Raw genomic sequence first — 12,585 nt, 5'->3', positions numbered from 1 at the left:
AAGACATGCCTCGCAGCCTGAAGAAGGGCCCGTTCGTCGACGACCACCTGCTCAAGAAGGTGGAAGTTCAGAACGACAAGGGCTCGAAGAACGTGATCAAGACCTGGTCGCGGCGCTCGACGATCATCCCGGAGATGCTCGGGCACACGATCGCGGTGCACGACGGACGCAAGCACGTCCCGGTGTTCGTGACCGAGGCGATGGTCGGGCACAAGCTCGGCGAGTTCGCGCTGACCCGCACGTTCAAGGGTCACGAGAAGGACGACCGGAAGAGCCGTCGGCGCTGACGCCGCGGGCATACGGATAGAGGGAACAAGGGGTTACAGCGATGCCAGGAAAGGGCGACGCTCCGGTGCTTCCGGGCGCGCGGGCGGTTGCGCGGCACGTGCGCATCTCGCCGATGAAGGCGCGCCGGGTGGTCAACCTCGTCCGCGGCCTGCCCGCGAAGGAGGCTCTCACGGTGCTGCAGTTCGCGCCGCAGGCTGCGAGCGAGCAGGTGTACAAGGTGCTCGCTAGCGCGATCGCCAACGCGGAGAACAACGAGCGGCTGGACCCCGATGCGCTGCTCGTGAGCGAGGCGTTCGTGGACGAGGGCCCGACGATGAAGCGGTTCCAGCCGCGGGCGCAGGGCCGGGCGTACCGGATCCGCAAGCGCACCTGCCACATCACCGTGGCGGTCGAGGCGGTCGCGCCGGCAGCGCCGAGGAAGGCCGCGGCGAAGAAGGCCGCCCCGGCGACGCAGGCCGCACCGGCCGAAGCGCAGAGCAAGACGGAGGACGCCGAGTAATGGGTCAGAAGGTTCACCCCACTGGGTTCCGGCTCGGCATCTCGACCGACTGGAAGTCCCGCTGGTTCGCGGACAAGCTCTACAAGGACTACATCGGCGAGGATGTCAAGATCCGCCGGATGATGTCCAAGGGCCTGGAGCGCGCCGGCATTTCCAAGGTCGACATCGAGCGCACCCGCGACCGGGTCCGGGTCGACATCCACACCGCGCGGCCGGGCATTGTCATCGGCCGTAAGGGTGCGGAGGCCGACCGGATCCGCGGCGAGCTCGAGAAGCTCACCGGCAAGCAGGTGCAGCTGAACATCATCGAGGTGAAGAACCCCGAGTCGGACGCACAGCTTGTCGCGCAGGGCGTGGCCGAGCAGCTGTCCAGCCGGGTCAGCTTCCGTCGGGCGATGCGCAAGGCCATGCAGTCCGCGATGAAGAACCCGGTCTGCAAGGGCATTCGGGTGCAGGTCTCGGGTCGTCTCGGCGGCGCCGAGATGAGCCGGACCGAGTTCTACCGCGAGGGCCGGGTTCCGCTGCACACGCTGCGGGCCAACATCGAGTACGGCTTCTTCGAGGCTCGTACCACCTTCGGCCGGATCGGCGTGAAGGTCTGGATCTACAAGGGCGACGCGGTTCCGGGCCGGGAGGCTCCGGCCGAGGCGGGTCCGTCTCGTCCGCGTCGTGGTGAGCGTGGCGACCGTCCGGAGCGGCCGCGCCGTGGTCGGTCCGGTTCGTCCGGCACGACTGCCGGTGGCACCGAGGCCGGCCGGGCTGCCGCGACCACCATCGCGCAGCAGGCCGAGACTCCGAGCGGCGAGCCGGTCGACAGCGCTGCTGTCGCCGCCAAGGCTTCCGCTCCGGCAGAAACGCAGCAGGAGGGCTGACAGATGCTGATGCCGCGCAAGCCCCCGAAGGGCTTCCGCAAGCCGCACCACCCGGACCGCAGTGGCGCGTCCAAGGGTGGTAACCGGGTGGTGTTCGGCGAGTTCGGGATCCAGGCTCTCGAGCCGGCGTACGTGACCAACCGCCAGATCGAGTCAGCGCGTATCGCGATGACCCGTCACATCAAGCGTGGTGGCAAGGTCTGGATCACGATCTTCCCGGACCAGGCCCTCACCAAGAAGCCCGCCGAGACCCGGATGGGTTCCGGTAAGGGCTCGCCCGAGTGGTGGGTCGCGAACGTCAAGCCGGGGCGGGTGCTCTTCGAGATGTCCTTCCCCAACGAGCAGATTGCGCGAGAGGCCATGCGTCGCGCGATCCACAAGCTCCCGATGAAGTGCCGCATTGTTACGCGCGAAGTGGGTGAATCCTGATGGCAGCGGGCGTTAAGGCGACCGAGCTGCGTGAGCTCTCCGAAGAGGAGCTGGTCACGAAGCTGCGGGAGGCCAAGGCGGAGCTGTTCAACCTCCGCGTGCAGGCCGCAACCGGGCAGCTGGACAACAACCGGCGGCTGCAGGTCATCCGTCGGGAGATCGCCCGGATCTACACGATCATGCGTGAGCGTGAGCTGGGGCTCTCGGCCGCGCCGACTGAGGTGACTGCATCATGACCGACGAGAACACCACCGCCACCGTGCGGGCTCGCCGCAAGGTCCGTGAGGGCCTCGTGGTGAGCGACAAGATGGACAAGACCGTCGTGGTCGAGGTCGAGGACCGGGTCAGGCACGCGCTGTACGGCAAGATCATGCGCCGGACCAGCAAGCTGAAGGTCCACGACGAGCAGAACGCCGCCGGCACCGGCGACCGGGTCCTGATCATGGAGACCCGGCCGCTGAGCGCCACCAAGCGTTGGCGGATCGTGGAAGTCCTGGAAAAGGCCAAGTAGCGAAAGCTCGAGCTCGCCCGGCGTTGCGTCGGGCGTTGGTTCCGCCAGGCTCCGGCCGCCACGGCGGCCGGAGAACCGGCAGACATAGGAGATAGACGTGATTCAGCAGGAGTCGCGACTGCGCGTCGCCGACAACACGGGTGCTCGGGAGATCCTGTGCATCCGGGTTCTCGGTGGCTCCGGTCGGCGCTACGCGAGCATCGGCGACGTCATCGTGGCCACCGTCAAGGACGCGATCCCGGGTGCCGGTGTGAAGAAGGGCGACGTCGTCAAGGCGGTCATCGTCCGCACCGCCAAGGAGAAGCGGCGGCCGGACGGCTCGTACATCCGCTTCGACGAGAACGCCGCCGTCATCATCAAGGACGGCGGGGACCCGCGCGGTACCCGTATCTTCGGCCCGGTGGGCCGGGAGCTGCGGGACAAGCGGTTTATGAAGATTATTTCCCTCGCGCCGGAGGTGTTGTGACCGTGAAGGTCAAGAAGGGCGACACGGTCGTCGTCATCGCCGGCAAGGACAAGGGTGCCAAGGGCAAGGTCATTGCGGCCTACCCGCGGCAGGACAAGGTCCTGGTCGAGGGCGTGAACCGGGTCAAGAAGCACACCCGCATCAGCACCACCCAGCGTGGCGCCAAGACCGGCGGCATCGTCACCCAGGAGGCCGCGATCCACGTCTCGAACGTGCAGGTCCTGGACTCCGACGGCAAGCCGACCCGCGTCGGTTACCGGATCGACGACAACGGCCAGAAGGTCCGCATCGCGCGTAGCACCGGTAAGGACCTGTGATGACCACGGCTACCGAAAAGACCATGCCGCGCCTCAAGGAGCGGTACCGCAACGAGATCGCGGCGCAGCTGCGTGAGCAGCACAGCTACGGCAACCCCATGCAGGTGCCGCGGCTGGTCAAGATCGTCGTCAACATGGGTGTCGGCGAGGCTGCTCGCGACGCCAAGCTGATCGACGGCGCGGTCCGCGACCTCGCCACGATCACCGGCCAGAAGCCGCAGGTGCGGCGGGCGACCAAGTCCATCGCGCAGTTCAAGCTCCGCGAGGGCATGCCGATCGGCGCGAAGGTGACTCTTCGCGGCGACCGGATGTGGGAGTTCATGGACCGGCTGCTGTCCATCGCGCTGCCGCGTATCCGCGACTTCCGCGGTCTGGACGGGCGCAAGCTCGACGGGCACGGCAACTACACGTTCGGTCTGACCGAGCAGTCGGTGTTCCACGAGATCGACCAGGACCGGATCGATCGCCAGCGGGGCATGGACATCACGGTGGTCACCACCGCCACGACCGACGACGAGGGCCGGGCGCTGCTCAAGCTCCTGGGCTTCCCGTTCAAGGAGAACTGAGATGGCCAAGAAGGCGCTGATCATCAAGGCGGCCGCGAAGCCGAAGTTCTCGGTTCGCGCCTACACCCGCTGCCAGCGGTGCGGGCGTCCGAAGGCGGTCTACCGCAAGTTCGGTCTCTGCCGGGTGTGCATCCGGGAGATGGCCCACCGCGGTGAGCTGCCGGGTGTGTCCAAGGCTTCCTGGTAAGGGCGACCGCGTCCCGGCTGTAGGCCGGGAACTCCTGCACCGATTAGGTATTGCTCTTCGCCGTAGGCCCGGGGTCGATGCCCCGGGAACCCCGGCGAGAAAGGCTGACGAAATCCATGACGATGACCGACCCGATCGCAGACATGCTCACGCGTCTGCGTAACGCCAACCAGGCGTACCACGACCAGGTGAAGATGCCCTACTCCAAGATCAAGGCGAACATTGCCGAGGTCCTGAAGGCCGAGGGTTACATCGCCACCTGGTCGGTCGAGGAGCCCGAGGAGGGCGCCGTCGGCAAGCGACTGGTCGTCGAGCTGAAGTACGGCCAGAACCGCGAGCGGAGCCTGGCCGGCATCAAGCGCGTGTCCAAGCCCGGTCTCCGGGTGTACGCCAAGTCGGACGGGCTCCCCCGGGTGCTCGGTGGGCTGGGCGTGGCGATCATTTCGACGTCCCAGGGACTGCTGACCGACCGGCAGGCCCGCAAGCGGAGTGTTGGCGGGGAAGTCCTCGCCTTCGTCTGGTAACGGGAGACAGGTAGAAATGTCGCGAATTGGACGTAAGTCGATCCCGGTGCCAGCCGGCGTCGACATCACGATCGACGGGCAGACCGTCAAGGTCAAGGGCCCGAAGGGCCAGCTCCAGCACACCCTCGCCGAGCCGATCACGATCGAGCGGGCCGAGGATGGGCAGCTGAGCGTCAACCGCCCGAACGATGAGCGCAAGGCCAAGGAACTGCACGGCCTGAGCCGTACGCTTATCGCCAACATGATCGTCGGCGTGACCGAGGGCTACCGCAAGAGCCTGGAGATCGCCGGCACCGGTTACCGGGTCACCGCCAAGGGCACGGATCTCGAGTTCGCGCTCGGGTTCTCGCACCCGGTGGTTGTCCCCGCGCCGGCGGGCATCACCTTCACGGTGGAGCGGCCGACCCTGTTCCACGTGGCCGGCATCGACAAGCAGCAGGTCGGCGAGATCGCCGCCAACATCCGGAAGATCCGTCCGCCGGAGCCCTACAAGGGCAAGGGCGTGAAGTACCAGGGCGAGGTCATCCGCCGCAAGGCCGGAAAGGCAGGTAAGAAGTGAGCGCCACGCTGCTCAAGCGCCGCCGCGGTGTCGCCGCCAAGCGCGCCATTGGGCGTGCGCGTCGGCACTTCCGCGTCCGCAAGAACGTCAGCGGTACGGCCGAGCGTCCGCGCCTGGTCGTCACCCGCTCCCTGCGGCACATGGTCGCCCAGGTCGTCGACGACACCAAGGGTCACACCCTGGCGTCGGCGTCGACCCTGGACGCCTCGCTGCGCGGTGCCGAGGGCGACAAGAGCGCCCTTGCCGGCAAGGTGGGCGCGCTGCTCGCCGAGCGGGCCAAGGCCGCCGGCGTTTCCAAGGTCGTCTTCGACCGCGGTGGCAACCGGTACGCGGGGCGAGTCGCCGCGCTTGCCGATGCTGCCCGCGAAGCCGGGCTCGAGTTCTAACAACCCCGTCACGAGAGATAAGGAAGGCTGCTGATGCCAGGTCAACAGCGCCGTGGCGGCGGGTCCGGTGGCAACGAGGGTGGTCGCCGCGACAACCGCCGTGAGGGCGGCCGCGGAAACGCGCCCGTCGAGAAGACCCCGCACCTCGAGCGGGTCGTCGCGATCAACCGCGTCGCCAAGGTCGTGAAGGGTGGTCGTCGCTTCAGCTTCACCGCCCTGGTGATCGTGGGCGACGGCGACGGCACGGTCGGCGTGGGCTACGGAAAGGCCAAGGAGGTGCCCGCGGCCATCGCCAAGGGTGTCGAGGAGGCCAAGAAGCACTTCTTCAAGGTCCCGCGGATCGGTCAGTCGATCCCGCACCCGATCACGGGCGAGGCCGCCGCAGGCGTGGTGCTGCTCAAGCCGGCCTCGGCCGGTACGGGTGTCATCGCCGGTGGTCCGGTGCGCGCCGTGCTGGAGTGCGCCGGGATCCACGACGTGCTCTCGAAGAGCCTCGGCTCGTCGAACCCGATCAACATCGTGCACGCCACCGTGGCGGCCCTGAAGGGGCTTGAGTCCCCCGAGCAGGTCGCGGCGCGTCGTGGCCTGCCGGTGGAGGACGTCGCGCCGGCCGCCATGCTGGCGTCGCGTGCGGGGGTGGCGCACTGATGGCACGTCTGAAGGTCACCCAGCTCCGATCCGGCATTGGGACCAAGCAGAACCAGCGTGACTCGCTGCGTTCGCTCGGCCTCAAGCGGATCAACGACGTGGTGGTCAAGGAGGACCGGCCCGAGATCCGCGGCATGATCTTCACTGTGAGCCACCTCGTGAAGGTCGAGGAGGTCGAGTAATGACGATCAAGGTGCACCACCTGCGCCCGGCGCCCGGTTCCAAGACCGCGAAGACCCGTGTGGGTCGCGGTGAGGGTTCCAAGGGCAAGACCGCTGGTCGCGGTACCAAGGGTTCCAAGGCCCGCAAGAACATCTCGGCGGCGTTCGAGGGTGGGCAGATGCCCATCCACATGCGCCTTCCGAAGATGAAGGGCTTCAAGAACAAGTTCAAGGTGGTCTTCCAGGTGGTCAACCTGGACCGGCTCGCCGAGCTGTTCCCGAACGGCGGCCAGGTTGGCCCGCTGGAGCTGGTCGAGTCCGGTGCGGTCCGCAAGGGTCACCCGGTCAAGGTCCTCGGCACCGGGGACCTCGGCGGGGTGGCGCTCCAGGTGTCGGCGCACGCGTTCAGTGCGTCGGCCAAGGAGAAGATCGCCGCCGCCGGTGGCTCCACCACCGAGCTGTAAGGCGTACAACCCATGGCGCCCGTCCAGTTGTGAGCAACTGGCGGGCGCCATGGTCTGCCTGGGGCGTATGCGCCCGGTAATATCGGAATCGGTTTATGTAGCCGGGCGCATCTGCCCGGACCGGGATGAGGCTGTTAGAGTCCCATCCCAGCCATGGATTCCGGGCGCTCGCCCGGGATCCACCCCGACCCGCCAGGGATCACCGGCGGCCCGCCTCGCGCAGGAGGAAGAAGTTGCTGTCCGCCTTTCTCAGTGCGTTCCGTACGCCTGACCTGCGCAAGAAGCTGCTGTTCACAGTAGGCATCATCGCGGTCTACCGGCTGGGTGCAACGCTCCCCAGTCCGGGCGTCTCGTACGGCAACGTGCAGAAGTGCCTCGACACCCTCCAGGGTGAGTCGACGGGTGTGCTGAACCTGCTCAACCTCTTCTCCGGCGGAGCGCTGCTACAGCTCTCGGTCTTCGCGCTGGGCATCATGCCCTACATCACCGCGTCGATCATCCTGCAGCTGCTCACCGTCGTTATCCCGCGCTTGGAGCAGCTCCGCAAGGAGGGCCAGGCCGGCCAGGCAAAGATCACCCAGTACACCCGCTACCTGACCCTTGGTCTCGGTGTGCTGCAGGCTTCGGCGTTCGTGGCGCTGGCCCGCTCGGGGCAGCTCTTCCAGAACCGCTGCGACCAGTTCCCGATCATCCCCACGGGCACCGGCATCCCGGACTGGCTGACCCTGGTCATCCTGGTGATGACCATGACCGCCGGTACCGGCATGGTCATGTGGCTCGGTGAGCTGATCACCGACCGGGGCGTCGGCAACGGCATGTCCGTCCTGATCTTCACCTCGATCGCCGCCCGGCTGCCCAGCGAGGGCTGGCAGATCAAGACCAGCAAGGGCTGGGACATGTTCGCCCTGGTCATCGCGCTGGTCCTGGTGGTCATCACCGCGGTCACCTTCATCGAGCAGGCACAGCGCCGCATTCCGGTGCAGTACGCCAAGCGGATGATCGGCCGGCGGATGTACGGCGGCACCTCGACCTACATCCCGCTCAAGGTCAACCAGGCCGGTGTGATCCCGGTCATCTTCGGCTCGTCGCTTCTCTACCTGCCGCAGCTGGCCCTGCAGTTCTTCGATCAGACCGACCCGGGCAAGACCCAGGCGTGGATCCAGAACAACCTGGTCAACCCGAGTAGCCCGATCTACATCACGGTCTACTTCCTGATGATCATCTTCTTCACGTACTTCTACGTCTCGATCACGTTCAACCCGACCGAGGTCGCGGACAACATGAAGAAGTACGGCGGGTTCGTGCCGGGCATCCGCCCGGGCAAGCCGACCGCCGACTACCTGGACTTCATCCTCAGCCGGATCACCCTGCCGGGCGCGCTCTACCTCGGCGTCATCTCGATCCTGCCGAACTTCTTCTTCATCTGGCTGGACAACCAGCAGTACCAGAACTTCCCGTTCGGCGGCACCGCTGTGCTCATCATGGTCGGCGTCGGTCTGGAGACCGTGAAGCAGATCGAGAGCCAACTCATGCAGCGGAACTACGAAGGGTTCCTGCGGTAGATGAGACTCGTTCTGGTTGGCCCGCCGGGCGCGGGCAAGGGCACACAGGCCGAGTTCGTCGCCGCCCATCTCTCGGTGCCGAAGATCTCGACCGGGGACATCTTCCGGTCGAACGTCACCCAGGGCACGCCGCTCGGCATCGAGGCGAAGCGGTACATGGACGCTGGCGAGCTGGTTCCGGACGAGGTGACCATCAACATGGTCCGGGACCGGCTGGCCGAGCCCGACGCCAGCGAGGGGTTCCTGCTCGACGGCTTCCCGCGGACCACTCCGCAGGCCGCCGCGCTGGACAAGCTCCTCGCCGACCTGGGCACCGCACTGGACCTGGTCCTGGAGCTGGTGGTCGACGACGACGAAGTGATTCGACGGCTCTCCGGCCGGCGCACCTGTCGGGGCTGCGGCAAGATCTGGCACGTCGAGTTCGACGCCACCACCCGGCCCGACATCTGTGACCGGTGCGGCGCCGAGCTGTTCCAGCGCGACGACGACAAGCCGGAGACCATCGCCACCCGGCTGCGGGAGTACAGCGAGAAGACGGCCCCTCTGGTCGACTATTACGGCGCCCAGGGCAAGCTGGTCGGAATCGACGCCACCGGCCCGGTGGAGGACGTCACCACCCGGGCCATCGACGCGCTGCGGTCGTACGGCGGCTGAGGTCCCGCCGGGCCACGGCGGATAGAGTGCGAACAGCGGGGTACGTGCAACGTGCCCCGCTGTTCGGCAACGAAAGGTAATGGCTCCATGCGTCGTCCCCAGCTGGACATCCAGCTGAAGACCCCTGACCAGATCGAGAAGATGCGGGCCGCAGGGCTGGTGGTGGCCGAGGCGCTGCGCCGGATGCGCGAGGCGGTGGCCCCCGGTGTGAGCACGGCCGACCTTGATGCCATCGCCGAGTCGACCATCCGCGAGGCGGGTGGCGTCCCGTCGTTCAAGGGCTACCACGGGTTTCCGGCGTCGATCTGCTCCTCGGTCAACGAGCAGGTCGTGCACGCCATCCCCTCGCCGGGGCAGGTGCTCCGGGACGGTGACCTGATCTCGATCGACTGCGGTGCGGTGCTGAACGGGTGGCACGGCGACTCCGCGATCACCGTCGGGGTCGGCGACGTCGACCCGGCGCTGCTCAAGATGGCCGAGGTCGCCGAGGACGCCATGTGGGCCGGCATCGCCGCCGCCGCACGCGGTGCGGCCAGCGGCAAGGGGCGGCTCACCGACATCTCCCACGCGGTGGAGACCGCGGTCCGCAAGGGCGGCCGGTACGGCATCGTCGACGGTTACGGCGGGCACGGCATCGGCACCGAGATGCACCAGGACCCGCACGTGCTCAACCACGGCCGGCCGGGCAAGGGCCCACGGCTGGTCCCCGGCATGGCACTGGCCATCGAGCCCATGATCACCATGGCGTCCCCGCGCACGGTCGAGCTCGCCGACGGCTGGACGGTGGTCACCCGGGACGGCTCGGTTGCGGCCCACGTCGAGCACTCGATGGCGCTGCTGCCCGACGGAGTCTGGGTGCTCACCGCGTTCGACGGCGGCCGGGCCCGACTCGGCGACCTGGTCACCGCACGCCAGCCCGCCGCCTCGACCGCCCCCTGACCGACACCTACCGCGACCCGGCCGAACGAGCGCCAGCCTGGCGACCCGGTCAGGCGAGTGCCGGCAGGGCCGGCGCCGGAGGCCGCGGCGACCCGGGTGGATCAAGGCGGGACGACCGGGTGGGACGCCGCTGGCGTGTCGGTGGCATGCTTGCCGGCATGGACGGGCGGGACGGGATGCGAGCCGCTGACGCGGACCGTGAGGCGGTTGCGGACCGGTTGCGGGTGGCCCTCGGCGAAGGCCGACTGGACCTGCACGAGTACGACGAGCGGTTGCAGCGGGCCTACGCCGCGCGCACCTACGCCGAGCTGGACGTGCTGCTCACCGACCTGCCACCGGTGACGCCCCCGGAGCAGTCGGCGCTGGCGGCGGTCACCCCGCCGGCTGCCGGCCTGCTGGCCGGCGGTACGGGCGGCCAGCCCGCCCCGGTGGCGGCCGGTGGCGTCACCGCCCGCTGGCTCGCCGAGGTGTGGCTGCCGTACCTGCGGGTGATCGCCATCGTGGTGACCATCTGGGCGGTGACCTCGCTGCTCAGCCGGGAGCTGCTCTACTTCTGGCCGGCCTGGGTGGCCGGGCCGTGGGGCGCGGTGCTGGTGGTCCGCACGGTCACCGGGTTGACCGGGGGAGAGCCGCGGCGCCAGGCGATCCAGCGGGAGCGCCGCCGGCAGCGCAAGCGGGCGAAGCGGGACCGCCGACGGGAGCTGCGCGCCGGTGGACCGGACGAACGGGACGAGCCGCGACCGGCCGGCTGATCCGCCGGCGTGGGGGAGCCGGTCTGGTGACCCCGGCCGGCGACCGCCCGCGGAGATCATCGGACGCTCGGACGGGGGACCGGCGGCCGACACGGCGGTGCGGTGGGTGGCCGGTTTGGCGACCGCCCGCAGGCCGGCGTACACTTTCAGCTCGGCGCACAGCGTCCACTCCGGCATGCCCACCCTGCGCTTCGGTGGGACCTGGAGCCGCGGCTGGCGCGGGCTTCTGATTCTTGGTCAGTTTCCCGTGTAAGACGTTGTGGGCCGCCCGGAGCAATCGACGTCAGGACAGCGGAGGACATGCCGAAAAAAGACGGAGCCATTGAGATCGAGGGTCGGGTCATCGAGCCCCTGCCGAACGCTATGTTCCGGGTGGAGCTCGCGAACGGCCACAAGGTGCTGGCTCACATCAGCGGCAAGATGCGGCAGCACTACATCCGCATCCTGCCGGAGGACCGGGTCGTCGTCGAACTCTCGCCGTACGACCTGACCCGCGGGCGCATCGTCTACCGCTACAAGTAGTCCTGACGGCGGCCGGGAAGTCCCGTGTCCGTCTTCGACGTCCGGTCTCGTGCTCTGCGCGTCCCCGGGCCAGATGGGAAGTAAGGCAACCGTGAAGGTCAAGCCGAGCGTCAAGAGGATCTGCAACAAGTGCCGGGTGATTCGCCGGCACGGCCGGGTCATGGTGATCTGCACCGACCCGCGCCACAAGCAGCGCCAGGGCTGACTCAGCCCGTCCGGCCGGATCACGGCCGGGTGGTGTTGGTCCGGGCAGATCCCCAGCGACGCACACAACACAAATGCTCGTCCCAGCCACGAGCGGTACGCGAGACGTACTTCTGCGTGGCTGACCCCCGGTCGGAGGCCGGGGCCCGCTCGGGCAACGACCGATCCCGGTCGCCGGCGCTGACAGCGTCGGAAAGACGGGACGGCCGGTAGCGGGGTGGGACGGGTCCACACCTCCGCCACACATCACGAGGAGTACGCCCGCACATGGCACGTCTAGCCGGCGTGGATCTCCCCCGCGAAAAGCGGATGGAGATCGCGCTCACCTACATCTTCGGCGTGGGTCGTACCCGCGCCCTGGAGACGCTCGCCGCCACCGGCATCTCGCCGGACAAGCGCGCTCGGGACCTCACGGACGAGGAGCTCGTTCAGCTCCGCGACCACATCGAGGGCAACTACAAGGTCGAAGGCGACCTGCGCCGCGAGGTCGCCGCTGACATCCGCCGCAAGGTCGAGATCGGCTGCTACGCCGGCATCCGGCACCGCCGGGGCCTGCCCGTGCGTGGCCAGCGGACCAAGACCAATGCACGGACCCGGAAGGGCCCGAAGCGGACCGTCGCCGGCAAGAAGAAGCCCGGCAAGAAGTAACTAGGAGCGCACAGACTTATGCCACCGAAGGCTCGTGCCGGAGCCGCTGTAAAGAAGGTCCGGCGCAAGGAACGCAAGAACGTCGCCCACGGGCAGGCGCACATCAAGAGCACCTTCAACAACACCATCGTGTCCATCACGGACCCGACCGGTGCGGTCATCTCCTGGGCCTCCGCGGGCCAGGTGGGCTTCAAGGGCTCCCGCAAGTCGACTCCGTTCGCCGCGCAGCTGGCCGCCGAGGCCGCCGCGCGTCGGGCCATGGAGCACGGCATGCGCAAGGTCGACGTGTTCGTCAAGGGCCCCGGCTCCGGCCGGGAGACCGCCATCCGTTCGCTGCAGGCCGTGGGCCTCGAGGTCGGGCAGATCTCCGACGTCACCCCGCAGCCGCACAACGGATGCCGTCCGCCGAAGCGTCGCCGGGTCTGAG

Annotated in this window: 24 protein-coding genes; all 24 read left to right on the top strand. The window is 68.2% G+C overall.

Annotated elements, in window-relative coordinates; all coding sequences use genetic code 11:
- Positions 1-5 precede the first annotated feature (5 nt).
- The 24 genes from rpsS to rpsK all read left to right on the top strand — a co-directional run bounded on the left by rpsS (position 6) and on the right by rpsK (position 12,584).
- Complete coding sequence (rpsS, locus tag OG470_RS03060) at positions 6-287, top strand: 30S ribosomal protein S19 (RefSeq protein ID WP_007465299.1); 282 nt, start codon at positions 6-8, stop codon at positions 285-287.
- Positions 288-328: 41 nt separating this feature from the next.
- Entirely contained in the window at positions 329-787 is a 459-nt protein-coding gene (gene rplV / locus OG470_RS03055) for a 50S ribosomal protein L22 (RefSeq protein ID WP_089018943.1), read from the top strand.
- Complete coding sequence (rpsC, locus tag OG470_RS03050; RefSeq protein WP_328420536.1) at positions 787-1,659, top strand: 30S ribosomal protein S3; 873 nt, start codon at positions 787-789, stop codon at positions 1,657-1,659. The genes rplV and rpsC overlap by 1 nt, the downstream gene beginning before the upstream one ends.
- 3 nt (positions 1,660-1,662) lie before the next feature.
- On the top strand, positions 1,663-2,088 hold the full coding sequence (rplP, locus tag OG470_RS03045) for a 50S ribosomal protein L16 (RefSeq protein ID WP_007465292.1): 426 nt from the start codon (positions 1,663-1,665) through the stop codon (positions 2,086-2,088).
- Positions 2,088-2,324, top strand: coding sequence for a 50S ribosomal protein L29 (gene rpmC / locus OG470_RS03040; RefSeq protein ID WP_007465283.1), 237 nt, complete (start codon positions 2,088-2,090; stop codon positions 2,322-2,324). The genes rplP and rpmC overlap by 1 nt, the downstream gene beginning before the upstream one ends.
- On the top strand, positions 2,321-2,599 hold the full coding sequence (gene rpsQ / locus OG470_RS03035; RefSeq protein WP_328420534.1) for a 30S ribosomal protein S17: 279 nt from the start codon (positions 2,321-2,323) through the stop codon (positions 2,597-2,599). Before rpmC ends, rpsQ begins: the two co-directional genes overlap by 4 nt.
- A 97-nt stretch (positions 2,600-2,696) precedes the next feature.
- Positions 2,697-3,065 carry a 50S ribosomal protein L14 gene (rplN, locus tag OG470_RS03030; RefSeq protein ID WP_015619002.1) on the top strand — a complete coding sequence of 123 codons (369 nt, stop codon included), beginning with the start codon at positions 2,697-2,699 and terminating at the stop codon, positions 3,063-3,065.
- The gene (rplX, locus tag OG470_RS03025; protein ID WP_328420528.1) at positions 3,062-3,382 is read left to right on the top strand and encodes a 50S ribosomal protein L24; all 321 of its coding nucleotides are present in this window, start codon (positions 3,062-3,064) and stop codon (positions 3,380-3,382) included. The genes rplN and rplX overlap by 4 nt, the downstream gene beginning before the upstream one ends.
- Positions 3,382-3,948 (top strand): 50S ribosomal protein L5, encoded by a 567-nt coding sequence (gene rplE, locus OG470_RS03020; protein WP_196929473.1) that lies wholly within the window; start codon positions 3,382-3,384, stop codon positions 3,946-3,948. The genes rplX and rplE overlap by 1 nt, the downstream gene beginning before the upstream one ends.
- 1 nt (position 3,949) lies before the next feature.
- Positions 3,950-4,135, top strand: coding sequence for a type Z 30S ribosomal protein S14 (locus tag OG470_RS03015; protein WP_007465272.1), 186 nt, complete (start codon positions 3,950-3,952; stop codon positions 4,133-4,135).
- A 116-nt stretch (positions 4,136-4,251) separates the two neighbouring features.
- On the top strand, positions 4,252-4,659 hold the full coding sequence (gene rpsH, locus OG470_RS03010) for a 30S ribosomal protein S8 (protein WP_007465270.1): 408 nt from the start codon (positions 4,252-4,254) through the stop codon (positions 4,657-4,659).
- A 16-nt stretch (positions 4,660-4,675) separates the two neighbouring features.
- Positions 4,676-5,218 (top strand): 50S ribosomal protein L6, encoded by a 543-nt coding sequence (rplF, locus tag OG470_RS03005; protein WP_328420525.1) that lies wholly within the window; start codon positions 4,676-4,678, stop codon positions 5,216-5,218.
- Positions 5,215-5,604 carry a 50S ribosomal protein L18 gene (rplR, locus tag OG470_RS03000; protein WP_328420523.1) on the top strand — a complete coding sequence of 130 codons (390 nt, stop codon included), beginning with the start codon at positions 5,215-5,217 and terminating at the stop codon, positions 5,602-5,604. The genes rplF and rplR overlap by 4 nt, the downstream gene beginning before the upstream one ends.
- 33 nt (positions 5,605-5,637) lie before the next feature.
- Positions 5,638-6,252, top strand: a complete 615-nt coding sequence (rpsE, locus tag OG470_RS02995) for a 30S ribosomal protein S5 (protein WP_328420521.1) — start codon at positions 5,638-5,640, stop codon at positions 6,250-6,252.
- Positions 6,252-6,434: a 50S ribosomal protein L30 gene (gene rpmD / locus OG470_RS02990; protein WP_151488125.1), complete on the top strand. Its 183-nt coding sequence runs from the start codon at positions 6,252-6,254 to the stop codon at positions 6,432-6,434. Before rpsE ends, rpmD begins: the two co-directional genes overlap by 1 nt.
- Complete coding sequence (gene rplO / locus OG470_RS02985) at positions 6,434-6,877, top strand: 50S ribosomal protein L15 (protein WP_112584816.1); 444 nt, start codon at positions 6,434-6,436, stop codon at positions 6,875-6,877. Before rpmD ends, rplO begins: the two co-directional genes overlap by 1 nt.
- 233 nt (positions 6,878-7,110) lie before the next feature.
- Positions 7,111-8,439: a preprotein translocase subunit SecY gene (secY, locus tag OG470_RS02980; RefSeq protein ID WP_328420511.1), complete on the top strand. Its 1,329-nt coding sequence runs from the start codon at positions 7,111-7,113 to the stop codon at positions 8,437-8,439.
- Positions 8,440-9,093 (top strand): adenylate kinase, encoded by a 654-nt coding sequence (locus OG470_RS02975; RefSeq protein WP_328420509.1) that lies wholly within the window; start codon positions 8,440-8,442, stop codon positions 9,091-9,093. It begins immediately after the preceding gene.
- 87 nt (positions 9,094-9,180) lie between these two features.
- Entirely contained in the window at positions 9,181-10,032 is an 852-nt protein-coding gene (gene map, locus OG470_RS02970; protein WP_328420507.1) for a type I methionyl aminopeptidase, read from the top strand.
- 158 nt (positions 10,033-10,190) lie between these two features.
- Complete coding sequence (locus OG470_RS02965; protein WP_328420505.1) at positions 10,191-10,784, top strand: DUF1707 SHOCT-like domain-containing protein; 594 nt, start codon at positions 10,191-10,193, stop codon at positions 10,782-10,784.
- 300 nt (positions 10,785-11,084) lie between these two features.
- The gene (infA, locus tag OG470_RS02960) at positions 11,085-11,306 is read left to right on the top strand and encodes a translation initiation factor IF-1 (RefSeq protein ID WP_007073013.1); all 222 of its coding nucleotides are present in this window, start codon (positions 11,085-11,087) and stop codon (positions 11,304-11,306) included.
- Between the two features lie 91 nt (positions 11,307-11,397).
- Positions 11,398-11,511 (top strand): 50S ribosomal protein L36, encoded by a 114-nt coding sequence (gene rpmJ / locus OG470_RS02955; RefSeq protein WP_012184307.1) that lies wholly within the window; start codon positions 11,398-11,400, stop codon positions 11,509-11,511.
- 266 nt (positions 11,512-11,777) lie between these two features.
- Entirely contained in the window at positions 11,778-12,158 is a 381-nt protein-coding gene (rpsM, locus tag OG470_RS02950) for a 30S ribosomal protein S13 (protein WP_184178702.1), read from the top strand.
- Between the two features lie 18 nt (positions 12,159-12,176).
- A complete protein-coding gene (rpsK, locus tag OG470_RS02945; RefSeq protein WP_007073011.1) occupies positions 12,177-12,584 on the top strand; it encodes a 30S ribosomal protein S11 in 408 nt (135 codons plus the stop codon).
- The last annotated feature ends 1 nt before the right edge of the window (position 12,585 follow it).

The sequence above is a fragment of the Micromonospora sp. NBC_00389 genome (genome assembly GCF_036059255.1).
Taxonomy (GTDB): Bacteria; Actinomycetota; Actinomycetes; order Mycobacteriales; family Micromonosporaceae; genus Micromonospora.
The sequence above is the reverse complement of the archived record's forward strand: the minus strand, read 5'-3'. Positions and strand labels throughout refer to the sequence as shown.